The sequence below is a fragment of the Gillisella terrae genome (assembly GCF_004801395.1).
Taxonomy (GTDB): Bacteria; Pseudomonadota; Alphaproteobacteria; order Rhizobiales; family Rhizobiaceae; genus Allorhizobium; species Allorhizobium terrae.
In genome coordinates, this window is sequence record NZ_SSOA01000002.1 from 48,783 (window position 1) to 73,354 (window position 24,572).

Annotated in this window: 17 protein-coding genes and 1 tRNA gene; 7 read left to right on the forward strand and 11 right to left on the reverse strand. The window is 53.4% G+C overall.

Features of this window, described 5'->3' with window-relative positions:
* The first annotated feature begins 24 nt into the window (after positions 1-24).
* Positions 25-1,809, forward strand: coding sequence for a chloride channel protein (locus tag E6C51_RS03980; RefSeq protein WP_190235124.1), 1,785 nt, complete (start codon positions 25-27; stop codon positions 1,807-1,809).
* 146 nt (positions 1,810-1,955) lie between these two features.
* Here the strand turns inward: E6C51_RS03980 and E6C51_RS03985 are convergent, their stop codons facing one another.
* Positions 1,956-2,408 carry an Lrp/AsnC family transcriptional regulator gene (locus E6C51_RS03985; RefSeq protein ID WP_190235125.1) on the reverse strand — a complete coding sequence of 151 codons (453 nt, stop codon included), beginning with the start codon at positions 2,406-2,408 and terminating at the stop codon, positions 1,956-1,958.
* A gap of 121 nt (positions 2,409-2,529) precedes the next feature.
* Between E6C51_RS03985 and E6C51_RS03990 the strand changes: the two genes are divergently transcribed.
* Positions 2,530-3,504 (forward strand): nucleoside recognition domain-containing protein, encoded by a 975-nt coding sequence (locus E6C51_RS03990; protein WP_190235126.1) that lies wholly within the window; start codon positions 2,530-2,532, stop codon positions 3,502-3,504.
* A gap of 790 nt (positions 3,505-4,294) precedes the next feature.
* On the opposite strand, the gene E6C51_RS03995 is transcribed toward E6C51_RS03990, so the two are convergent.
* The 4 genes from E6C51_RS03995 to E6C51_RS04010 form a co-directional block, all read right to left on the reverse strand.
* Positions 4,295-5,086: a hypothetical protein gene (locus E6C51_RS03995; RefSeq protein ID WP_190235127.1), complete on the reverse strand. Its 792-nt coding sequence runs from the start codon at positions 5,084-5,086 to the stop codon at positions 4,295-4,297.
* Between the two features lie 96 nt (positions 5,087-5,182).
* Complete coding sequence (locus tag E6C51_RS04000; RefSeq protein WP_190235128.1) at positions 5,183-8,965, reverse strand: vitamin B12-dependent ribonucleotide reductase; 3,783 nt, start codon at positions 8,963-8,965, stop codon at positions 5,183-5,185.
* A gap of 746 nt (positions 8,966-9,711) precedes the next feature.
* Entirely contained in the window at positions 9,712-10,293 is a 582-nt protein-coding gene (locus tag E6C51_RS04005) for a cache domain-containing protein (RefSeq protein WP_210234987.1), read from the reverse strand.
* Between the two features lie 94 nt (positions 10,294-10,387).
* Positions 10,388-12,181, reverse strand: coding sequence for a methyl-accepting chemotaxis protein (locus E6C51_RS04010; protein WP_190235129.1), 1,794 nt, complete (start codon positions 12,179-12,181; stop codon positions 10,388-10,390).
* A 282-nt stretch (positions 12,182-12,463) separates the two neighbouring features.
* Here E6C51_RS04010 and E6C51_RS04015 point away from each other — a divergent pair, with 282 nt between their 5' ends.
* Positions 12,464-14,371 (forward strand): methyl-accepting chemotaxis protein, encoded by a 1,908-nt coding sequence (locus E6C51_RS04015; RefSeq protein WP_190235130.1) that lies wholly within the window; start codon positions 12,464-12,466, stop codon positions 14,369-14,371.
* A gap of 62 nt (positions 14,372-14,433) precedes the next feature.
* Here the strand turns inward: E6C51_RS04015 and gpt are convergent, their stop codons facing one another.
* From gpt to E6C51_RS04030, 3 genes are all read right to left on the reverse strand, one after another.
* Entirely contained in the window at positions 14,434-14,931 is a 498-nt protein-coding gene (gpt, locus tag E6C51_RS04020) for a xanthine phosphoribosyltransferase (protein WP_146929890.1), read from the reverse strand.
* Positions 14,932-15,164: 233 nt separating this feature from the next.
* On the reverse strand, positions 15,165-16,004 hold the full coding sequence (locus E6C51_RS04025; RefSeq protein WP_146929888.1) for a universal stress protein: 840 nt from the start codon (positions 16,002-16,004) through the stop codon (positions 15,165-15,167).
* An 89-nt stretch (positions 16,005-16,093) separates the two neighbouring features.
* Complete coding sequence (locus E6C51_RS04030) at positions 16,094-16,861, reverse strand: competence/damage-inducible protein A (protein ID WP_190235131.1); 768 nt, start codon at positions 16,859-16,861, stop codon at positions 16,094-16,096.
* A gap of 212 nt (positions 16,862-17,073) precedes the next feature.
* Here E6C51_RS04030 and E6C51_RS04035 point away from each other — a divergent pair.
* Together E6C51_RS04035 and E6C51_RS04040 are read left to right on the forward strand one after the other, a co-directional pair.
* A tRNA-Leu gene (locus E6C51_RS04035) sits at positions 17,074-17,159 on the forward strand.
* A gap of 124 nt (positions 17,160-17,283) precedes the next feature.
* Complete coding sequence (locus E6C51_RS04040) at positions 17,284-18,381, forward strand: thioesterase domain-containing protein (protein ID WP_190235132.1); 1,098 nt, start codon at positions 17,284-17,286, stop codon at positions 18,379-18,381.
* Between the two features lie 13 nt (positions 18,382-18,394).
* On the opposite strand, the gene blaOXA is transcribed toward E6C51_RS04040, so the two are convergent.
* A complete protein-coding gene (blaOXA, locus tag E6C51_RS04045; protein ID WP_190235468.1) occupies positions 18,395-19,213 on the reverse strand; it encodes a class D beta-lactamase in 819 nt (272 codons plus the stop codon).
* 405 nt (positions 19,214-19,618) lie between these two features.
* Here blaOXA and fucP point away from each other — a divergent pair, with 405 nt between their 5' ends.
* Positions 19,619-20,902: an L-fucose:H+ symporter permease gene (gene fucP, locus E6C51_RS04050; protein ID WP_146929879.1), complete on the forward strand. Its 1,284-nt coding sequence runs from the start codon at positions 19,619-19,621 to the stop codon at positions 20,900-20,902.
* A gap of 43 nt (positions 20,903-20,945) precedes the next feature.
* Here fucP and E6C51_RS04055 read toward each other — a convergent pair whose 3' ends face one another.
* Together E6C51_RS04055 and E6C51_RS04060 are read right to left on the reverse strand one after the other, a co-directional pair.
* Complete coding sequence (locus E6C51_RS04055) at positions 20,946-23,165, reverse strand: heavy metal translocating P-type ATPase (protein WP_190235133.1); 2,220 nt, start codon at positions 23,163-23,165, stop codon at positions 20,946-20,948.
* 289 nt (positions 23,166-23,454) lie between these two features.
* On the reverse strand, positions 23,455-23,571 hold the full coding sequence (locus tag E6C51_RS04060) for an entericidin domain-containing protein (protein ID WP_407920775.1): 117 nt from the start codon (positions 23,569-23,571) through the stop codon (positions 23,455-23,457).
* Positions 23,572-23,985: 414 nt separating this feature from the next.
* Here E6C51_RS04060 and E6C51_RS04065 point away from each other — a divergent pair, with 414 nt between their 5' ends.
* Entirely contained in the window at positions 23,986-24,567 is a 582-nt protein-coding gene (locus tag E6C51_RS04065; RefSeq protein ID WP_330999752.1) for a formyl transferase, read from the forward strand.
* Positions 24,568-24,572: the final 5 nt, after the last annotated feature.

A 24,572-nucleotide genomic window follows, 5' to 3' on the forward strand; every position in this document is an offset into this window, starting at 1 on the left:
AGCCCGTGATCGGGTGAAGTTTCGATGTTGAACAAGCCATTCCAATCTCCCGGTATTGCCAGCTTTCTGGATAATATGCGGCGCTCGCGGCTACAGGCCATGTTTAGGCGTGGTGAGCTGTCGCTGGTGGTGCTTGCCGTGTGTACGGGCGTTTTGGCAGGTCTTCTTGTTTCTCTGGTTCGTTTCCTCAGTGAAAGCCTGCATTTTTGGGTTTTTGGTGTTGATGATACCTTGAGCGGCAGTCAAGTTAGCGGCCCGATTGTGCTGTTTGGACCGATTATCGGCGGCATTTTGCTTGGTATTGTGGTGTTTATCCTGTCCAAGACCCGTAAAAAGCCGATGGTTGACCCAATTGAGGCCAACGCCCTGCATGGTGGACGCCTGTCGCTCACCGACAGCATTATTGTCAGCGTGCAGAACATCATTTCCAATGGGTTTGGTGCCTCCGTGGGGCTTGAGGCAGGCTACACGCAGATTGCTTCCGGTGCGGCCTCCAAGCTGGGGATCAAGCTGAAACTGCGGCGAGGGGACATGCGCATTCTGGTTGGCTGTGGCGCGGCGGGTGCCATTGCCGCGGCCTTTGATGCGCCATTGACGGGGGCTTTTTATGCGATTGAGCTGATTATCGGCTCTTATACGGTCATCACCCTCGCTCCGGTGATTGTCTCTGCGCTGGTGTCCAATCTGGTGGCTAATCAGATCGCCCATCATGGACTTTCCATCGATGTCGGTGTGATGGGTGTTGTGACACCGCTGGATTATGTGCCGACGATCGTCCTTGGTATTATCTGCGCCGCCATTGGTATTGTGCTTATGCAGGCGGTGTCTTTCATTGAAGAAACGGCTCGCAGAAGCTCGATTTCGCAAGTGTTCAGACCCTTTCTTGGTGGCATCGTTGTGGGGCTGCTGGGGCTTGTGTCGCCACAGGTGCTATCGAGCGGCCACGGCGCGCTACATCTCAACCTCAATTCGCATTCACCCCTTGGCGCGCTGGTGATGCTTTTCATGCTGAAGTCGCTTGCCAGTGCGGTGTCGATTGGCTCAGGCTTTCGCGGCGGTCTGTTCTTTGCGTCGCTGTTTATGGGCGCACTGCTGGGCAAAATATTCGTGTTTGGCGCGGATTTCTTTCCGCAATTGACACTGACTCCGACGGTTTATGCCGTGGTTGGCATGAGCGCTTTTGCAGCTTCTGTCATTGGCGGTCCATTGACCATGACCTTTCTGGCGCTGGAGTTGACCGGCGATTTTCCCATTACCGCTCTGGTGCTTGCGGCTGTTGTCACGGCATCTTTGGTGGTGCGCGTGTCCTTTGGTTATTCCTTTGCCACATGGCGTTTTCATTTGCGCGGTGAAACCATTCGCAGCGCTCATGATGTTGGCTGGATACGCGATTTGACCGTTAATAAGATGATGCGCGCCGATGTTCGCACCGCCAAACTCTCTATGGGGCTGGATGAATTCAACAAGCGTTTTCCGCTTGGCTCCACGCAGCGCGTCATCATGGTCAATGATGAAGGCCGCTACAAGGGCATTGTGCTGGTGCCGGAAGTCTATGCCGATCCCATGGACCGCAACGGCGATGAGCGCACGCTGGAAAGCTATCTGCGCTACACCAAAGACGTTTTGCTGCCAACCATGAACGTCAAACAGGCGGCCGCGATTTTTGACGCGACCCACAGTGAAGCGTTGGCCGTGGTGAATGATCTCGGGCAGGTCAAGCCCATCGGATTGCTCACAGAGAGCCACACATTGCGTCGCTACAGTGAAGAACTCGACCAGCGCCGCCGCGAGGCATCAGGAGAGATTTAATGTTCACGCGTCCTTGCATTGGTGTAGAATAGAGCCGTTCATCGATCAGGATACTAATTAAAGTTCCATAACCTTCCTTATCTGATTTCTTTATTGAACTGGGGTGGGTTCATTCTATTTCCAAGTGCTATCAGGACATCGCGTCGTCAAAGCCGTATGGCTGTTTCCTCTTTCGCGGTCTTGATCACCATCATGGTGACGAAACGTGCCACATTGATCTCGTCGCGAAACAGCCGATCACACAGCGCATCGAATTCCTCCATGTCACGCAGCCGCAGCATTAAAACAACGTCGGTCTCACCGGTCACGGCATAGGCCTGGGACACTGCTTCCTCGTGAACGACGATATCCAGAAAGCGGCGCATATGCTGCTCGCCATGCAGTTTCAGCTCCACCGTCACCAGCGCCTTGATCACGCGACCGGACTTTGTCGGGTTCAGGATTGCCACGATTTTTTCGATAATGCCGGATTTGTGCAGGCGCTGGGTGCGCCGCAGGCAGCTGGACGGAGATAAGCCCACCTCTTCCGCGATTTCAACGTTTGTGCGCGATGCATCGCGCTGCAAAAGGGCGAGTATTTTTCGATCAATCCTGTCCATGGTGCCAGCTTAACCAGTCAAAAGCGACTTTTGCAATAAAATTGCAAGAAAGCGCAATCTCTGACCAAAAATGCGAAGCGGATTAGGGTAGGAACAACTGGCCAACGATGAGGAGATTCCCGTGCCATTCCTTGCCCCTGCCCTTCGAAAAACACGCGATATAACAGAGATTTATTGGGTTTTGATCCGGATCACCATTCCGATCACCATTTTGACCGAAGTGCTATCTCGAATGGGCGTGATCAAGGCCATTTCGCCGGTGTTTGAGCCGATCATGAGCCTGTTTGGCCTGCCGCCAGCGCTGGGGTTGGCCTGGCTGACAGGCATGCTTGTTGGCATTTGGGGCGCTGTGCCGCTTCTTTTTACGCTCGTGCCGGTGTCATCCTTGAGCCTTGCGGATATTACCGTGTTTTCGGCTCTGATCCTGTTCGCCCATGCGCTGCCGATTGAGCAAAAAATCATTCAAAAGGCCGGGCCGGGCATGGTTATCACCACCGTTCTGCGCATTGTTGGCGGCATGATCTACGCATTTTTGTTGCATCATCTGCTGGCGCTGACAGGCTGGCTGTCTGAACCGGTCAATCCGGTCTGGGTTCCGATCAGCAATACGCCCGATTGGGGCGCTTATTTCCTCGGGCTAGGGGAAACCATGGTCTGGATGTTTGTCATCCTGTTTGTGCTGTTCTGGGGGCTTGAACTGCTAAAAGCAACGGGTGTTCTGGCGTGGCTGATGAAAGTGCTCTCCCCGGCTCTGCGTCTGGCTGGTATTCGCGGCGAAGCTGGCCATCTCACCGCTGTTGGCCTGTTTCTGGGCATTTCCTATGGCGGTGGCCTTTTGATCCGCGAAGCCCAATCCGGCACCATTCCACCACGCCAGATTTTTCTCTCTTGTGTGTTCATGGGCTTTGCCCATAGCGTGATCGAAGACACGCTTGTGGTGATGGCGCTGGGGGCTGATGTCTATGGCGTGCTATTCGGCAGGCTCGCATTTGCCGTGGTGGCAACGGGTTTGATCGCGCTTTTGCTCCGCCGCCTGTCAGATGATGCGTTCTTTGCACGTATGTTTCGGGTGAGTGCTTTGAAAGTCGGCGCTTGATGCGAGAAACTACTGCATAAGTCCTTAAATCGGAATCGATTTAAGGTAAAAATTATGCAGCAGATTTAAAGTGTTACAGCGTCCTTCGTGCGCCATATCACAGTACACGACGCATAGGTTTTACCGTGTAGCTCACCCCCCTCTGCCCTGCCGGGCATCTCCCCCACAAGGAGGGAGATCGACAAAAAGCAACCCTATTGCTCAACAGCATACGTCCTATGTGTCGGAAATCACAGGTTCATTGTTAAAAACGAGCGGGAGCGCCTATCCGATCTCCCTCCTTGTGGGGGAGATGGCTGGCAAGCCAGAGGGGGGGTAAACGGCACATAAAGGCGTTTGTGTCGTGTACTATGGCACCATATTTGGCGTGCGGCGCTGTAGGAATAGCCTGTCGCGCACCAGTAGCCCCCTCATCCCTCGGTCCTCGACTTCTCCCCTTTGGGAGAAGAGCGTTGACGCGACGCCTTGCTCAAAATCGACGCCAGTTTAAGGAATTTTGCAGTAAACGAGTTGCAATGCTATCAGCGTTTTTTCTTCTCTCCCACCGGCAGCCGGATGAAGTAATCTTTACCGCCAAATCGGGCTCAGAGCGCCCCTGCTCCAAATCGCGCAAGGTTCCGAGCGGAATCTGGTAACGAGCCGAAAACTCTTCCTGCGTTAGCGACAAAACGCGACGGATTATATTCACCCGCGACATATGCGGTGCCTTTGCCAACTGCTCTTCAGACATTGGAAAATTATCAGGATCAGACAAATTTGTGGCGTGATAACTGTATGTTTAATGTGATTTTTACCCAAGAACAATAGCTTTATTAGAGCTTATGAATTTATTGCCTGAAAAAAATAGTCTACCGTCTACTATTAATCTGTCGTCCGAAAAAATAGCTGAGCATGGCGCTGGTAATTTCCCTCGCACTTTGACGAGCAATGCTTCTTCATATTCTGGAATATTGAAATCATCTAAGACTTTAATTTCCGTTTCATTCATATTTCCTCTGTCTTTAAAAAATAACTCAAAATCAATTCTATGTATTTTCGATTTTATAATGAGCTTAGGCGTCCTAGGTGTAGCTTCAATTTCATCTACATTATTTCGGCAAATCCAATCGTTTTTTCGCATTACGGCTATTGGATTTAGGCACGTATCATAAATTTTCAGAGAAAGTGTATCATAACCATCGTCGTCCTTTTCGAAATATATCATATCTATGCCACGAGCAGTCAGCATCGCAGTGCAATCGTATGCATAGTTCCCACCACAAGCAAAAACGGTGTGCTTTCGGCGCCAATTGAATTTACTTTGAACGCGAGTGTGGTTGTTCTTTTTTAAATTCCTCAATTGTTCATTAGTAAATGCACCAGAGTCAGCCTCGTTGTGATGTCTTGCGCATAATGCAATCATTCCTTCTGCACTATGGTGCTTATTAATTCGCCAAGGTGGGTCAAAGTGATGATATTCCAAGTGCGGATTTCCACAAAGGGGGCAACCGAAGCCAACTTCGCGGCGTAGTTCAAGGCGCACATCAGGAGGAGGCGTTCTCGCTATCTGACTCTTAGATTTCATCTCTTCTGATTTCTCCATTGAAGCGATATAACACCTAACCAGTAAGAAATTGCCATAATTATATAAAAAGCCCGGAGTTTCCCCCGGGCCAAATCCATTTCAAACCTCAGCTAATTAGCTGCACCCACTCGTCGAACCACAAGTGTCGCACTTCTCGCATGTGCCATTGCGTACCATGGTAAAGTTCTGGCATTCGGAGCACATGTTTCCGGTGTAGCCTTGTGCGATGGAGCGCATGCGGCGGGAGGCTTCGAGCTTTTTGGCTTCAGCCTTGGCGGCTTCGGCGTCTTCTGCGGCTGCATCCGAGAACAGCGCTTCAGAGGCCATGTCTTCCACCAGTTCCGCGGCCTTTTCCTCGTAATCGCGCTTAAACGATACGACTTCTGAGGTGGAAACGGCTGTGGTCACTTCCAGCTTGCGGGCTGTGTTGCCTGAAAAGGCGGTGACATTGCCTGCGCCAGAGGCCGATGCCTTGGCAGGTGTGCCGGTGGCGGCACCGCGTGGTTCTGCTGTGCCTGCTGCCGTGCTGGAAACCAGCGTTGGCTTGTAGCCACGGGTCAGACCCTTGGAGACCACGTCTGCCTTGCCTTCGGTCACGCCGCGGCCAAGGGCCGTGTTGGCGAAATCGGAGGTGTCAACATGGGCCAGATCGTTGCGGCCGAGGTAGGAGATCGCCAGTTCGCGGAACACGTAATCGAGGATCGAAGTGGCGTTCTTGATGGCGTCATTGCCTGTCACCATGCCAGCTGGCTCGAACTTGGTGAAGGTGAAGGCGTCAACATATTCTTCCAAAGGCACGCCGTATTGCAGACCGAGCGATACCGAAATGGCGAAATTGTTGATGAAGGCGCGAAGAGCAGAGCCTTCCTTGTTCATATCGAGGAAGATTTCGCCAAGGCGGCCGTCGTTATACTCACCCGTGCGCAGGAAGATGGTGTGACCACCAATCTTGGCCTTCTGGGTGTAGCCCTTGCGGCGGGTTGGCAGCTTTTCCTGCTCACGCACCACGCGCTCAACAATCCGCTCAACAATCCGCTCGGTGATGGTCACAGCCTGAGCTGCCTGTGGCTGAGCCGCCAGGGCTTCCACAGCATCATCCTCGTCTTCGTCTTCGATCAGCGACGCATTCAGTGGCTGGCTGAGCTTGGAGCCATCGCGATACAGCGCATTGGCCTTCAAAGCCAGCTTCCATGACAGCATGTAAGCCGCGCCGCAGTCCTCAACAGTGGCCTCGTTTGGCATGTTGATGGTCTTGGAAATCGCGCCTGAGATGAACGGCTGGGCCGCTGCCATCATGCGGATGTGGCTTTCAACTGAAAGGTAACGCTTACCAATCTTGCCGCAAGCGTTGGCGCAATCGAACACAGGCAGATGCTCATCCTTCAGGAATGGCGCGCCTTCCAGCGTCATCGCACCACAAACGTGGATGTTGGCAGCTTCAATGTCCTTCTTGGAAAAGCCAAGATGTTCCAGCAGGTTGAAGCTCATGTCTGTGAGCTGCTCGTCGGACACCTTCAAGGTGTCTTTCAGGAAGTCAGCGCCCAGTGTCCACTGGTTGAACACGAACTTGATGTCGAAAGCAGATTTCAAAGCACCATTGACGGCTTCAATCTTCTCGTCGGTGAAGCCCTTGGCCTTGAGCGCGCCGGGGTTGACGCCCGGTGCCTGATTGAGATTGCCATGGCCAACGGCATAGGCTTCAATCTCGGCAATCTGGCTTTCGCTGTAACCCAGCGTGCGCAGCGCTTCTGGCACAGCGCCGTTGATGATCTTGAAGTAACCGCCACCGGCGAGCTTCTTGAACTTTACCAGCGCGAAATCAGGCTCGATGCCGGTAGTGTCGCAATCCATCACCAGACCAATGGTGCCGGTTGGGGCCACAACGGAGACCTGCGCATTGCGGTAGCCGTGCTGTTCGCCAAGCTCCAGCGCCTTGTCCCAAGCGGCTGTGGCATGGGCAATCAGGGCCGGATCAGAGCAATCGGCATGCACCAGCGGAACAGGGTTGACCGAGAGGGCTTCATAGCCATCAGCCAGACCATGGGCCGCACGGCGATGGTTGCGGATAACCCGCAGCATGTTGTCGCGGTTTGGCGCAAAGCCCGGGAATGGGCCAAGCTCGGAAGCAATTTCTGCCGATGTGGCATAGGAAACGCCGGTCATGATCGCGGTCAGCGCACCGCAGATGGCGCGACCTTCCGCCGAGTCATAAGGAATGCCGGAGGACATCAGCAACCCGCCGATGTTGGCATAGCCGAGGCCGAGCGTGCGGTATTCGTAAGACAGTTCAGCAATCTGACGCGATGGGAACTGCGCCATCATCACCGACACTTCAAGAACAACCGTCCACAAACGAACAGCGTGTTCGTAATCGGCAATGTTGATCTTCTTGGTGGCCGCATCCTTGAACTGAAGCAGGTTCAGCGAAGCAAGGTTGCAGGCTGTGTCGTCCAGGAACATATATTCCGAGCAGGGGTTGGATGCACGGATAGGACCAGCGGCTGGGCAGGTGTGCCAGTCGTTCATGGTGGTGTTGTAATGCAGGCCCGGATCGGCAGAGGCCCAGGCGGCGTAGGAAATCTTTTCCCACAGGTCGCGTGCCTTCAGCGTCTTCATCACCTTGCCGTCGCGGCGGGCGGTGAGGTTCCACTCGCCATCGTTTTCAACGGCGCGCAGGAAGTCATCCTTCAAGGAGACGGAATTGTTGGAGTTCTGGCCTGCAACAGTCAGATAGGCTTCCGAATCCCAATCGGTGTCATAGGTCTTGAATTCAAGATCCTTGTAACCCTGCTGGGCAAACTGGATGACGCGCTTGATGTAGTTTTCCGGCACCATATCCTTCTTGGCAGCGCGGATTTCGCGCTTCAGGGCCGGGTTTTCATTCGGGTCAAAGCAGGCGTCATTGTCGGCCGAGCAATTGACGCAGGCTTTCATGATGGCCTTCAAATGCTTGGACACAATCTTGGAGCCGGTAACGAGGGCGGCAACCTTCTGCTCTTCCTTCACCTTCCAGTCGATATAGGCTTCAATATCGGGGTGGTCGATGTCCACAACCACCATCTTGGCCGCACGACGGGTTGTGCCGCCAGACTTGATGGCACCGGCTGCGCGGTCACCAATCTTGAGGAAGCTCATCAGACCAGAGGATTTGCCGCCGCCGGAGAGCTTTTCGCCCTCGCCGCGCAAATGCGAGAAGTTGGAACCCGTGCCGGAGCCGTATTTGAACAGGCGGGCTTCACGCACCCACAGGTCCATAATGCCGCCTTCGTTGACGAGATCGTCTTCGACCGACTGGATAAAGCAGGCGTGTGGCTGTGGATGCTCATAGGCCGACTTGGACTTGGTCAGCTTGCCGGTGAAGGGGTCCACGTAGAAATGGCCCTGCCCCGGTCCGTCAATGCCATAGGCCCAATGCAGGCCGGTGTTGAACCATTGCGGGCTGTTAGGTGCCACGCGCTGGGTGGCCAGCATGTAGGCCAGCTCATCGCGGAAAGCGAGTGCATCTTCTTCTGTGGTGAAATACTTGCCCTTCCAGCCCCAGTAAGCCCAGGTGCCAGCCAAACGGTCGAAAACCTGACGCGCATCGGTTTCCGAGCCATAACGCTCTTCAGCAGGCAGGTCTTTCATGGCCTTTTCATCGGCAACCGAGCGCCAGAGGAAGGAAGGAACATCGTTTTCCTCAACCTTCTTCAAAATCTTCGGCACGCCCGCCTTGCGGAAATATTTCTGGGCCAGAATATCGGCGGCAACCTGGCTGAACTGCGCAGGCACATCAATATCTGCCAGCCGGAAAACGATGGAGCCATCCGGGTTCTTGATCTCACTCACGGCTTTGCGAAATTCGATTTCCGCATAGCGTGACTGGCCTGCCTTGGTGAAACGACGTTCGATGCGCATCTTGCCTAGTCCTCGTTGGTCCCGCACCCGAAAATGGGCACAAAATTAGTGTGTCGCCTGCATCGGTAACAACGCAGCCGTTGGTTCGCTGTCGCTCTTTATGTCTGCTGCATCATTTTCTCTTTAAACCGAGCCCGGTTTAAAGAATTTTGCAGGAGGAGCGAGGCCGATCATGATGATGGTCCGCTCTATATCTTGCGCCGACCTGAACTGCGATAAACAATATATAGTATCCACAGTCTATTTATGCCAGCGCATTATGTTGTGCGGAGAAACAAAAAATCACGCAGGAAAAACGCCAAACAAGACCAGATAGCCCTGCCCGTTTCCATCGTCATGATGTTTACTGATTTGAACCGGCCCTCGTAAATTTCCCGGTTCAGCCGCCGCCGCAACATGGAATTCATTAACCTTGGAAGGCCCCTCCCCGTCAAGGGCTTGGATATGACGAAAATATATACGCAATATGTTGTGGTCTGTACCTGTGGAAAACGGGGAAAGGGGCTAGCCTAGAAAATTCATGGGCTTGGGCGAAAAGTTTGATGGTTAACGTTTGGTGAGGCTCATTGTTTTCCACCGCTGTGATTTTTTTTGAAGAAATCATTGTCTTGCGCTGGGCGGTGCCAAAACACGCAGATGGCGCATGCAGAGCTGCGAATCGTTCATAAATAAAGCCGGAGGCATATGCACCTCCGGCCTGTATCCACAGCAAATTCTCACCACAAGATCGCGGCGTCAGTTCGATGTCAGAGGGCGTCGAGGTTGACACCGACGGTGATGGCACCAATTGCTTTTCCCGTCTCATCCACAATGGTCATGCTGACTTGCGATTGCAGGGCTTGAGTGGATTCGTCTTTCTCAACCTCGTCCACAAACAGTGTGTTGGGGCCAACATCGAATGTCTTTTTAAATTTTGCTTCGTCGCCCTGCCAGTAATCGGAGGTGATATCGCTTTGACCAACGTTGAGGCCCTTGTTGTCCACCACGAAAACTTCCGCAATCGCACCGTTTGAGTCAGCCTGTTTGGCTTTCAAAAATGCAGAGACATCATTTGCTAAAACGGCCTTGATCATCGGCTGGTCACTGGACTGCACCTCTGCACGCCATTTTTTGTCCAAAGCATCAATATCTGCATCTTTGAGGTTGGCGTGCTCAGCATTCTGCGCTTTGATGGCATTAACAATCGTGGGATCTTGTACCCACGTCGCAACCTTTTCCTTCATAAACGCTGTAACGGGAGCCACATGCGCCTCTTCAGCGTTTGCAGGTGCTGGAATAAAGGCATAGGTTGCAGCGATAAACATGGCAGTTGTCAGCAGGTGTCTCATGGAATTGTCTCCTCAACGGTCATATTGAAATTGAAAGGAATGCACGTCTATTTTTTACTCAGAACCCACAGGCTGTGGTTTCCGCCCACCCTGATCAAGCGCGCCGCAATTGCGTGAGGGTATCGAAGGTCTGGCCAGCCCCGCGCGTTGAACCTGTCTTGAACCGCCCCATATTGTCTTGCATGCTCCGGCTCAGTTGCAGCAGGTCGTGACATGCGGCGTTGGTTTCTTCCACCATGGCGGCGTTTTGCTGGGTCATCTGGTCCATGTGGTTGATGGAACTGTTGATTTCACTGATGCCGGTGGATTGCGCCCGATAGGAGCTGACAAGGCGGGTAATGCCATCGTTGATATTGTTGATATGCTCTTCAATGCCCAACAGCGCGTCACCGGTTTCGTTGACGAGCGTAACCCCGCCCGCAACCTCTTCATTGGAAACCTGAACCAAATGCTTGATCTCCTTGGCAGCATTGGCAGAGCGCTGCGCCAGCTCACGCACCTCCTGCGCGACAACTGCGAAACCTTTGCCCGCCTCACCGGCTCGTGCAGCTTCTACGCCCGCATTGAGGGCAAGGAGATTGGTCTGAAATGCAATTTCATCAATCGAGCCGATAATCTGACCAATCCTCGCCGAGGAATCCTGAATCCGATCCATGGCTCCAATGGCATTGCGCACAACAGATGCAGAGTTTCTGGCTCCCGCCTTTGCCTCATCAACCAATTGCACAGTGGATTCGGCAAATTGCGATGACTCCCGGATGGTATTGGTGACCTCGCTCAGGGCTGCGGCAGTTTGCTCCAGCGTTGCCGCCTGATGCTCGGTCCGCTTGGCGAGCTGGTCGGCGGATACTGTCAACTGGGTTGCACCATTCTCAACCGACAAAGCCGAAGATTTGGCGTCAGCGATTGCCTCGGATACAGCCTCGACCATTGCATTAAAATTGCGCTCCAAATCCGCAAACTGTGGATCAAGGCCCCGCAAATTATAGCTGAAGTCACCACGAGAGAGGTTTTCGAGGGCAACAGCCAAGGTATCCGTGGCGTGCTTTTGCCTGGCGGCTGCGGCTGCGGACCGATCGGCAAAACCTTGGCGCTCCTCGTCCAGTTGCAAACGCTGCGCCGCAGCCTTTGCATCACTCTCGACCTTGTTGATCGACTCTGTTCTGAACGTTTCCAGAGCGCGCGCCAGCACACCGATTTCGTCGCTCTTATCGAGAAAAAGCACTGGCGTTTGCAGATCTCCCCGGTGCAGATCCAAAATTCGTGACGAAATGATCGCCATCGGCTTTCCTACCATTTTGGTCATGGCAAAAAGAAACACACCAACAACAACCGCAATGACAAGAGCTTCCATGCCAAGCGTCAGAAGGGCTTTTTGTGTCGCAGCGGCAATGAGCGCCTCAACGGTCCAGGATGTCACAAGATAGCCGCTCGCCTTGCCGGACTTATCGGCTGGCAACGGCACAACGACCGTCAACAGGCCATCGCTGACGCGGCTCCAGTCTATTGAGAGATTTGGTGTCGAGGCAAGTTTACGGACGTCTTCCACGGACAGCCCGTTTTCCTGCCCGGCGCGCAACCATGTATCAACAACATCAAGGTTGGCGTTTAATGCTGTGAACTGGGCGAGATGCAAATTTTTATCATCACGATAGAGCACATAGGTTTCTTTGATGGCGGCAGCTTTGCCCCATTTTATACCACCAGCGGCGACGGAGGCGAGTTGTCCCGTATCTTTCAGCCAATTGGTTGAGGCCATTTGCAGCATTGATGCGCGTTCGACGCTGGACGTATAAACGGCAAGTGCCGCCAGGCCGCATAAGTTGACAAGCACAATGATCGTGGCCAATTTTAGCGTAAGTGACCAATCTCTGAATTTTCGAAACATTCATCAGATTCCCTAAAAAGACAGTCTGGGAAACACACTGTTTTGCGCACAAATCTAACATGTGATTTTTATTTATTCGAATATAGGAATATTATTTATTAATAAATAAAAAAGCCGAAAGGCGATTTTGTCGGGCGCGGCGAAAAAAACCTCCGATTTTACCCCCTCAATTTATATTAAGATTCATGTGAAATAATGCTTTCTATATGTGTGATATGACATCACGCGGGCTTAGGGCATGCAGAACGCTACGAGGGCGGAATGCATGTAAAAGGGTTCATCATGAACATCACCAATCTTTCTATCTTGAAGAAGGTTAGCCTTCTTGTGGTTCTCATGGGAATAGCGGCGGGCACCATTGCAGCTGCGGGTGCACTTGGGCTTCTGCATCTGGGCAATTCACTGCGCGATACCGGAGCAAGAGAAGAAGTCGCGCGCGAAGCCATGGATTTGCGTGTTGATATTATTGCGATTAGCCGAATGACCTACCAATTGGCATTCGCGCCTGACAAGGCAGCGGATTTTGCGGTAGAAACAGAAAAGCGCTCCAAGGAAATGTTGGAACGCTTGCCGAAAATCGCCTCCACGGCGGACGCAAACGAGAAAAAAGAGCTGGAGAATATTCGCGCAACGCTCAACAGCTATTTTGATGTTATCCGGAACATGGTCAAGGTTGCTGGCACCGATGCCGTAAAGCAGCCGGGCACAATGATAAGCGAGTTGAACAAAGCGCTCGATGCTCAAAAAACGGTGACGGCCGCTGTCAAGGTATACAGCAATTACTCTGCCAAATCGCTTGAAGCTGCGCGTAGCAACGCGATTGCAGGCTCCGAACGCACCATGATCGTGTTGATTACGACCGCGGTCGTGAGCATTGTGCTGGGTGTTTTTATCAGCGTTGTCATTGCTCGCCGTGGCATTGTTAACCCCATTTCCACCCTCACCGCCACAATGGCGAAAATTGCCAAGGGCGAATTGAACGACAAGGCACCCGGCACAGATCGCGGTGACGAAATCGGGGAAATGGCGCGCACGCTGGAAATCTTCCGGGCCAACCGTCTGCAAATGCAGCAAATGGAGCAGCAAGAAGCCGCCTTGCATGGCCAAAGCCGTGACTTGCAGAGCAGTATCAGCGTCATTGTGGCCTCTGCTGCGGCTGGCGATTTCTCCAAACGTATCATCAAGACCTATGACGACAAGGATTTGATGAATTTCGCCAGCAGCGTTAATCAATTGGTTGAGAATGTTGATCTTGGCATTACCGAGGTGCGGCGCGTGGTGGCGGCCCTTTCCGCATCCGATCTGACGCAGTCGATGCAGGGTCAATTTCAGGGCGCATTTGCCGAGCTGCAAACCAACGTCAACCAGGCTATGTCGACCTTGCAGAGCACCATGCAAAGCATTCGCGGAGCCGGAACCACGATCAGCGATAATTCCAGCGAACTCAGCTCTTCCGCCAATCAATTGGCACGCCGTACAGAGCAGCAGGCCGCAGCCCTTGAGGAAACGGCAGCCGCCCTTGAAGAAATCACCACCACCGTGCGGACCTCCACAGAGCGCGCCAACGAGGCAAGCAAAATGGTGGAGCAAACCCGCGAAAGTGCCGATAAATCGGGCACCATTGTGCGCAGTGCCATTGATGCCATGGGACGCATTGAGCAATCCTCGCAGAAAATTGGCCAGATCATTTCGGTGATCGATGAGATTGCCTTTCAGACCAACCTTCTGGCTCTTAACGCTGGCGTTGAAGCCGCCCGTGCCGGTGAGGCGGGACGTGGCTTTGCGGTTGTTGCGCAAGAGGTGCGTGAACTTGCTCAGCGGTCGGCCAATGCAGCCCGTGAAATCAAGGGCCTGATCACGACATCGGCGGACGAAGTGAAGGGTGGCGTCTCGCTGGTGCTTTCGACCGGCGAGTCCCTTGATGAAATTGTCGAGCTGGTCAATCGCGTCAATGGTCACGTTGCCAGTATTGCCCGTGCCGCTCAGGAGCAATCCATGGCGCTTGGGGAAATCAACACCTCGGTGAACCACATGGACCAGATGACCCAGCAAAACGCAGCCATGGTGGAAGAAACCACCGCAGCCAGCCAGGTGCTGGCCCATGAAGCAAAGCAGCTTCAAATGCAACTCGACCAATTCCGGTTGGAAGGCGCTGCATCGGCACAATATGGTCATCGCACCGCTGCGTGACCTTGGGAAGGTTAAAAAAAGCGCCGGCATCGACCGGCGCTTTTTTATTTGCCTGAAGTGCTTTAGCCCTTGGAGCCCTTGGCGATTGGCTCCTGATAGGTAAAGCCCATATCCCATGGGAAATAGATCCAGGTGTCCTGGCTCACTTCTGTCACAAAAGTATCGACGGTGGGAACACCCTTGGGCTTGGCATAGACGCAGGCAAAATGAGCCTTTGGCATGAGGCTGCGCACTTCCAAAGCGGTTTTGCCGGTATCGGTCAGATCGTCGAGAACCAGAACGCCCTGCCCGCCATCAGCCATCAGCTCAGGTGTGATACCTTTCAGCAATTGGAAATCGCCTTGGTTGACATAGTCGTGATAGGAGGCAACGCAGACGGTTTCAATCAGCCGAATGTTCAACTCACGCGAGATGATAGCCGCAGGAACAAGGCCGCCGCGGGTGATGCAGACAATAGCGCGAAAATCCTGACCCAGACCGGCCAGACGCCATGCAAGCGCGCGCGCATCGCGGTGAAATTGATCCCATGAAACAGGAAAGGCTTTATCGGGAAGAGACATGCTTTGGCTCCGCAAACATCTGAAAACTGTGACGACAAAGCGTCCTTGCGAAGCCTAGAGAACAAACCCTTATACCTATGTGCGTTTGTTGAAACCCACCTAGCTTCAGGGGAAAGCCAAAAAGCGACCCGTAGCACCGACCACGTAATCTGATACCCGCAAGGGCAACCCAGTCTTTGGCCGTTGCTATTAGCGTTTTTTTAGTCGGCAGTGCAAGAGCAAAGCCTGCATGCTTATCGCGACAGAAGCGTCAACGCGGTCATGGAATCCAGCACGGTTCGGGTGACGCCGCCAAACAACACTTCCCACCAGCGTTTGTGAGAATAAGCACCCATCACGAGCAAATCGATTCCCGCATCCGACAGCCGATTTTCGATGTGAGAAGCGGCTGCAAGCTCGCCCTTTTCTTCCTGCGTGACGGTGATGTTCACCCCGTGGCGTGCAAGCGTGGCGGCAATTTCGGCGCCGGTGATGAGCTTTGACGCTTTTTCGTTGCCGTCCTCCACCACCGAGAAGATTTCGACAGCCTCCGCCTGTTTCAAGAATGGCAAGGCATCAAAGGTGGCGCGTGACGCTTCGCGCGAGCCATTCCATGCAATCAGGACGCGCTTGATCGGCTTGGGTGTTTTTAAAATATAGGGCACCAGAAGAACCGGGCGTCCGCTTTCAAACAGCGCGGCCTCCATTTCGCTGCGCCCTTCCGAGAGAGCGCCACTATCACCTTGCGCCACCACCAGCAAATCGGCGCAACGGCCACTATCAATCAGAAACTCCGTTGAACCGACCGCGGTTGCAATAGTGCGCCATTCGGATGAAACACCTTCGCGCTGGCTGGCGCGGGAGAATATTTCAGCAATTTTTGCAGTCTCTTTTTCCGCAAGATCCTGCATGGCCTGAACTGCGACGGGATCGGGCATTTCCATCGGGGCCATCATCGGTATCCCCGCGACCGCTTCGCAATGGAGACCGATGACATGTGAGCCATACTGTTCGGCAAGAGCAATCGAAAAATCGGTCACTTGTTGTGCCGTCTTCTGGTTATCCAGAAGGCTGAGAATTGTCTTGTAGCCCATTTTCATCTCCCTGACGGTATGTATCAACTGATACAACAATGCGCCCAAACACAAGCTGTTCCTTGATTTCGGTCAATCTCCGGTAGCGATCACGCTTCGAGCGTGACTGTTTTGGATGACTTGATGGCCGCAATCATCTCCTCGACCGCAACAACGGCGGCATTCAACACCTCTTCTGATCGGGCACGCACCACAAGCTCTGTGTGAAAACCTTTGGAGCCATCATAGCGCGGATAAGAGCCGATACTGGTTTCCGGATGGGCTTTTTGAACGGCGGCCAGATCCGTGCCAATCTCTCCTTCACCATAGGGGCAGGCGATGGCCCGAGACAGCACTTTCACACCGCTTTTCAACGTCTTGGTGACTTCTTCCAGCATGGCTTGAAACACCTGCGGAACACCCGCCATCACATAGACATTCTCCACCCTGAAGCCCGGTGCGGTGGAAACAGCGTTGGGAATATGCTCTGCCCCTTCTGGCATTCGGGCCATACGCTGACGCGCCTCGGTAAACTCAAGACCACGCCGTGCATACATCTCTGCCATCATCTGCATGGCCTTATCATCATGCACGCAAGGAAGACCGAAAGCTTTGGACACGGCATCGGCAGTGATGTCGTCATGGGTCGGACCAATGCCGCCTGAGGTAAACACGTAGGTGTAACGGCCCCGCAGCGCATTCAGCGCCTCCACAATGGCGTCTTCCTCATCGGCAACAATGCGCACTTCTTTGAGATCAATACCCGCCAGCGTCAACACATCGGCCAGATGGCCAATGTTTTTGTCTTTGGTGCGGCCAGAAAGCAGTTCATCACCAATAGCAAGCATGGCGGCGGAAACGAGGGTGGATTGTGGCATGGGATAGGGCTTTCTAACCTGAAGAATTATTCTGACAATGTGTAGCGTTGCAGGCGACAATTCAAGGCGGGTTTCATCAACCAATAAAGCCTTGCCCAGATATATTCCGGCTACCAATCTGATGCATAAGTTTTGGATTTTGCTTGGGATCGTAAAATTTGTGAAAAACAACCCCTTGCATTTCCAACCCAAGTCGTTGAAAACGCGAATATGCGGACGTGGCGAAACTGGTAGACGCAAGGGACTTAAAATCCCTCGGCCTTAGGCTGTACGGGTTCGACCCCCGTCGTCCGCACCAAATACCTCTCTCTTCTACAATAGTCCGTTGGCTTGACGCCGCGTTACGAGCGCGCGCCCTCGCGGCTGGTATAGATTTGTCAATTATTGGCCCATAAGCTGACGTCCCTGTACGGTGGGGCGAAATGGCACAAGAGGGTGAGTTCAAATCGACCATGATCGAGACGTTGAATGGGATTTGCCAGCAAGCGATGCGTCGCCCGATTTCTCCCGATGACGATCTGATCCAGAAGGGATTGAATGCGAATCGCGCCTTGAAAATCATCAAGGCATTCTGGATTGGCACGGGCATTGAACTCGACGTCAACATTTTCTATCGCTGCCGCAGCGTGCGCGCCATTGTCAATGCTATCAACAGTGGCGCGTTGTTTGATGCTGGCAAAATCATCACCTTGCGTGAAGGCGACGCAAACAGACCCCTGTTTATCTATGCGGGCGGCGTGAGTTTTTTTCTTGAAATGCAGGAATTGATCAATGCCATTCGTTATGATGGCACCATCTATGGGATAAGACACAAAGATTTTGATGTTGAGCGCGATAATCCGCCGACAATCGCTCAGGAAGTCGAGGTGTCGCTTGCGGCCATCACCGAGATTGATCCCCGCGGACCATACCGCCTGCTGGGTTATTCTTTTGGCGGCGTGCAGGCGCTTGAGCTTGCGCGCCGCTTGAAAGCGGAGGGGCGTGATGTTGCCTTTTTGGCAATGCTTGATTCGCCACAAAATGATCACAGCTGGCGGTGGCGCGATTGGGCAGGCTTGATGCGGCGCATCGTCTTTCGCCAGCTAAAGAGCAGATTGAGCCTGAAAAAAAGCCCAAAGCCCATACCATCCTCTTCACCTTCAGATAACGCCCCGGGGCAAAGCCCGCCACGGCGCGGGCATCAGTTGATGTTTCGCTTTCGAAATCCCAGACATCCGGATTATCCTACATTTGCACCGCAATGGGCGGGCGGGCACACGCCGGTTTACGTCAACTCGGCCCGGCAGATTATTCAGATGAAAGGGCTTTATCGGCCAATGCCCTTCGATGATGATGTTCTGTTTTTCTATTCCAAAGGCGGCTCACCCATTGATTGCGACGCCCGCACCATCTGGACGCCTTATCTTCCCCGTGCCGAGTGGGTTTGCTGCGCTGGCAACCATCAAAGCATGATTGTCGGGCGCAATGCAAAGGCCCTTGCCGCCGAGCTGGATGAGAGGCTCGGCAGCACGGCTGTTTGAGCCAAACCGACCCTTAATCCGATTGCTGTTTTAAAAGTGCTGGCAGATCCTGGAGAAGGGAATCGCGTGCACGAATTCCGGCAGATATTTTTTCACGTTTTTCGTCTTTGATCAGCCGAACAAACACAATCCGACGACCGTCTTTTTCGCCCCAACCAACATACCAGCCCCAAGATCTGGCATAGTCAAACGAGCCGTCTGCACCTCTTGGATAAGCCATGCCGGTCTTGCCCTGAATGGTCCAGCCATCTGGCTTTTTATCCTGAGTCTCCACAATGGCGATGGTTTTTTCCATTGCCGATTTTGACAATGGCAATTTGAAATTCAGCAGCCGGGTCAGAAAATTGGCCTGTTCCATCGGCGAAATTTGAAGTGACGAGGCTATCCATGCGCGTTCAAGCCCGTTGTTTTTGCCGGGGTCGCCATTCACATCCGCATTGCCATAGTCAATGCGTTTTACATAGTCAGCAAATTTTGCGGCACCCAGCTGGTGCGTGATCTGTTGTGAATACCATACAACGGAATATTTCAGCCAGCGTGTCGGGTCGGTTGGCTGCTTCCAGTTTTCTCCACCCCAATCGGGGTAACCGGGTTGAAAGTTCAGGGTTGGAGCATGGGCGTCCTTTAAAACTCCTGTATCATAGCCTATGGCTGCCAAGGCAATTTTAAAAGTTGAGGCCGGTGTCACGCGGCTGTTGCAATCGCCCTGCATAAATAGTTGCGTTGATGTTGCGCTATCCATGATCAATGTGCAGAGATTTTTCGCCTGTGCCATTGATGCAGATGCCGTGAGGGTAGCAAAACCTATTGCGACGAGTGTTGCGTTTTTCATCATGATTTTTTCCATAACGCCCCACCCGACGCATGCATGATGCATGCGTCGGGTGTTTTGTTTCACAATCACCAATATTTGAAGTGAAAGATCCGTCAAAACCATGGCACAGCCGCTCATAAACAACCTTCTGCCCACCAAATGCTTGAGTGGTGCCGGATAAAGAGCTAGGGCGAACAGGCGCGCCAAGTCTTTCCTCCCAAGTGGCTTGGCGGCGCACAACACATGTGGCCGAAATCGACAGCCTTGGTGGAACACCTTTCGACCGGCCACGTTATACCGTTTTGGCACCGCGCGTTGAGCTTGTGAGCCTTCGATGGCAAGCATGGTTCGGGCGCAGGCCAGCACATTCATCATGCTGTTGCAGCCTTGCTGTGGCGCAACACAAAGAAAAAAGATTCGAAAATGGCAGGAATTCAAACCGCTGTGCGCAACAACGCGCACATAGACGCCCCCGGAAACTCCTACACTGGTCCGCTGGTTGCCCTCACCTCTCTCTTTTTCCTCTGGGGCTTTATCACCTGCCTCAACGACATTCTCATCCCACATCTGAAGAATGTGTTTCAGCTCAATTATACCCAGACCATGCTGATTCAGCTTTGCTTCTTTGGGGCTTACTTCATCGTGTCCTTGCCAGCCGGTGCTCTGGTCAAGCGCATCAGCTATAAATGGGGCATTGTCACTGGCCTTTTGATTTCGGCCCTCGGCTGCGCCCTGTTTATTCCGGCAGCAAGTTACCGGGTTTACGCTCTGTTTCTGGGCGCGCTTTTTGTGCTGGCGTCTGGCGTTACCATTCTTCAGGTCGCCGCAAACCCCTATGTAACGGTGCTTGGCAAGCCTGAAACCGCCTCCAGCCGCCTAACATTGACACAGGCTTTCAACTCACTTGGCACAACGGTTGCGCCAATTTTTGGTGCATTTTTGATCTTGTCATCGGCAACGGCTGCGATTTCAAACCCAACACCAGAACAGTTGGATGCCTTGCACATCGCTGAAGCAAGCGCTGTCAAATTCCCTTACCTGCTGCTGGCAGGCGCTTTTCTTGTTCTCGCCGCCATTTTTGCAGCGCTGAAACTGCCCGTGGTTGACGATGAAGAAGAAGAGGTTGCCCATACCGGAGAGGCTGCTGGTTCTGCCTGGAGCTATCGCCATCTTGTGCTCGGTGCCGTAGGTATTTTTGTGTATGTTGGTGCGGAAGTCAGCATTGGCAGCTTCCTTGTAAACTTCATGGCTGATCCGGCAATTGCGGGCATGCCAGAGCAAACAGCGGCGCATTACGTGTCTTACTTCTGGGGAGGTGCCATGGTCGGCCGCTTCATCGGCTCTGTGGTGATGCGTTATGTGGATGCGGGCAAAACACTGACAGCCAATGCAACCGTGGCCGCCATTTTGCTGCTGATAACTGTGCTGACCACTGGCCATGTGGCGATGTGGAGTGTTTTGGCTATCGGCTTCTTCAACTCCATCATGTTCCCTACCATTTTCAGCCTGGCGCTGAAAGGGCTCGGACGCCACACCAGCCAAGGCTCTGGCATTTTGTGCCTCGCCATTGTCGGCGGTGCGCTTTTGCCACTGGTGCAGGGTGGCCTTGCAGACACCATCGGCATCCACATGGCCTTCCTGATGCCAATCATTTGCTATCTCTACATCGCCTATTATGGCGTTCTCGGCTCCAAGCCAAAGGCTTGATTTCTTCGACGCAAGGAAAAGCCGCCTCATCGGGCGGCTTTTTTCATGCGCGAAGCAATCTCAGCGCATTGAGCGTCACCAGCACGGTGGCTCCCGTATCGGCCATAATGGCTGGCCACAGGCCGGTTATTCCGAGCAGCGTTGTGACCAGAAAGACAGCTTTCAAACCCAACGCAATCGTGATGTTCTGGCCAATGTTGCGCATTGTGCGTTTGGACAACAGGATCATCTCTGCCACATCCGACACGCGCCCGTGGAGAATGGCGGCGTCCGCAGTTTCCAGCGCCACATCCGCGCCGCCACCCATGGCGATGCCAATGTCCGCTGCGGCCAGCGCGGGGGCATCATTGATGCCATCGCCAACCTTGGCCACAATCCGACCCCTACCCTGCAATTGCGCAACAATTTGCTGCTTGTCCTGCGGCAACAATTCGGCCCGCACATCAATGCCAAGATCTGCACCAATTGCTTTTGCCGTTTGGTTGTTATCCCCCGTCAGCATGAGGGTTTCCACGCCCATGTTTTGGAGCGTCCTCAGCGCCGCAATCGCATCTTCTCTTGGCTCATCGCGCATGGCAAGTGCGCCAGCCACCACGCCATCAATCACCAGCACAGAGACGGTTTTACCCTCTGCATGCAATCTGGCAATTTCGCGTCTTTGACCATCAGTCAGACCGGCCCGCTCTTCTGCGGCAATGGGTGAGCCTAAAAATAAGCTCATGCCGTCAATTGTCCCAAGCACGCCCTTGCCCCCCACAGCTTTCGCCTCGGAGGCTTGCATCACAGAGACACCTTCACTTGCCGCCTTCGACAGAATGGCCTTTGCCAGCGGATGATTTGAGCCGGATTCCAATGCTGCCGAGAGGCGCAACACCTTTTCAGCATCCCCCGAGACGGCCAGAACATCGGTCACCACCGGCTTACCTTCTGTCAACGTTCCGGTTTTATCAAAACAAACAGTGTTGATCTTGCCAAGACGCTCCAGCACAGCACCACCCTTAAGCAACAAACCGCGCCGCGCGCCCGCCGAAAGCGATGCCGCAATAGCGGCTGGCGTGGAAATGACCAAGGCGCAAGGGCAGCCAATCAGCAAAATCGCGAGCCCCTTGTATATCCACTCCGCCCAATCACCCGCTGCAAAAAGAGGTGGCACCAGAGCAACCAGCGCGGCAATCAACACTACACTTGGCGTGTAATAGGTTGAAAAACGATCAATAAACCGCTCTGTCGGGGCCTTGCTCTCCTGCGCCTCTTCCACCAGCCGAATGATGCGGGCAATGGTATTGTCTGTTGCTGCCGCAGTGACCTTGATGCGCAACACGCTATCGGCATTGACCGTGCCAGCAAACACCGCGTCATCTGGTCCTTTACGCACAGGTGTGCTCTCGCCAGTCACCGGCGCTTCATCAATCGCGCTTTCGCCGGAAAGAATTGTGCCGTCGGCCGAAATACGATCACCGGGGCGCACAACGATAACATTACCAACAACAAGATCTTCTGCCGGTATCTGGCGCGTTGATGCGCCATCTTCAAGCAAAGCTGTCTTGGGCACCAGCGACGCCAGAGATTGAATACTGGCGCGGGCCTTGGTTGCAGCCATGCCTTCGAGCAATTCGCCAATCAGAAACAGCACTACAACAGTTGCCGCCTCCTCCTGCGCGCCGATAATCACCGCCCCCACGGCCGCAATGGTCATTAGCATTTCAATGGAAAATATCGTGCCAAAACGCGCCGCCATAAACGCGCGGCGTGCGATGGGAACAAGGCCAACAAGCAATGCAGCCGTAAAAATCCACCCTTGATAGGCTGGTAAAAGATGCCCAACACCATAGGCCAATGCCAGCGCAGCAAGATTATAGAATGTCAATTTCGCTTTGCTGCTTGTCCACCACGTCCCCGTCATTGCAGCATGATTGTGGCCGTGGAGATCGACGGGAGCGTCATGCGGCTGTTCATCGGTGTGCTTGTGCTGGTGCTCTTCATGATCATGATCATGATGTCCCGCGCAACAAGAAGAAGTCTTCGCATGTGTGTGTGGCTGCTCGGTGTCAGCCAGCACAGATGCACTGTAGCCAAGCTGCTTGACGTGCTGTTGCACAGACAGCAGTAAATCGCTGGAATCGCTGTGCTGCACCGTCATTGTGCCGGTGGCAACCGAAACCGATACATCTTCGACGCCCCTGACACGGCGAACAGCTCTGTCGATTTTTGTGGCACACGAGGCACAATCCATGCCCTCCACCCGAAAACGGGTCTGATCCATCCTCTTATCCATAACGCATCCTCTTGATCACATGGATGCAGGATAGGATCTCTAGCGACTAGAGCTTCAAGAGGCTTGCGTTATTATTTTAAGAAAAATAATATGCCAAATGACGGAACCTCCGTCAAAATCTCAATATTTCAATAGCTTGGTCAAAAAAAATCGATATCGCCGAGGTGCGCCTTTCGTGCGCCGAACCCAGCGAAGCAAACAATTATCACCTCAACGGTGATCAATTCCGGTCAAGCATGCAATCAATTGATCGCATGCTCAACCTCGTTCCGGCCGTTTAGCGCGCGGCCTTGGCAACCGAATTTCCTGCCGATTGCGTCGCATTGACAGTGCTGGCGGCGTCTTTGCCCATGCCGCGAATGGTGTTGCCACATGAAGACAGGGCTGCTGTCATCAGGACGATGGATGCAATTGTGAAGATTTTTTTCGAGTGCATTTTAAAAACCCCTGTGGCGACATCTGGCGCATAACGCGCTTTGCGTTCATATAATGCGGCAGGCCGGAGAAAGTTCCGCGGGCTTTCCAATGTTTGTGATTAAATAAGGTCGAGACGTGATGCCGGCTTTCATTGCAGGCAGAGCAGCCTCTACAAGTTGGAAAAAAACGGGGAGTGGTCGTGGTTCCAAGAGATGCACAGACAGTTTTGGTGATGACGGCAGGAGGCCCGAATCCATGGATGGTTATCAACGCGCTCCGGTCGCATTTTTCTGTGCATGTTCTGCTCGAAGAGCCCGAAAGCAAACAAGAGATCTTTCAACGCCGAAAGAAACGACTCGGTGCCGTTCAAGCATTTGGCCAGTTGGCGACAATGGCATTTGCCAAGCTGCTGCGAGGGGCCGCACAGCGCAGAACCACGGAAATATGTAGGCTTTACAATGCCAACCCGCATTTCAATCCAGATGTTCCGGTCACAACCGTGCGCAGTATCAACAGTCCAGAGGCGCTGGAGTTGGTGCACCAATGTCATCCCGGTGCGATTTTACTGGTCAGCACCCGCTTGATGAAACGCGATATGCTGGAAGCACTCAATGTGCCGGTGCTTAATCTTCACGCCGGGATCAACCCTGCCTATCGTGGCCAGATGGGCGGCTATTGGGCGCTTGCCAACGGCGATGCCGATAATTTTGGCGCAACGGTTCATATGGTTGACGCAGGAACGGATACAGGCGCTTTGCTCTATCAGGTCCGGCCAAAGCCTGAAAAAACCGATTTTATCTCAACCTACCCTATGCTGCTCACCGCTGCCGCCCTGGATGTGACCTGTAAAGCCGTGGGCGATGCTTTGCAGGGGCAGCTAAAACCCGGTGCGTCCATGGGCCCATCAGCGCTGCATTTTCCTCCAACCCTCTGGCGCTGGCTGTGGAATGGCGCGAAAAACGGTGTCTGGTGAATGTG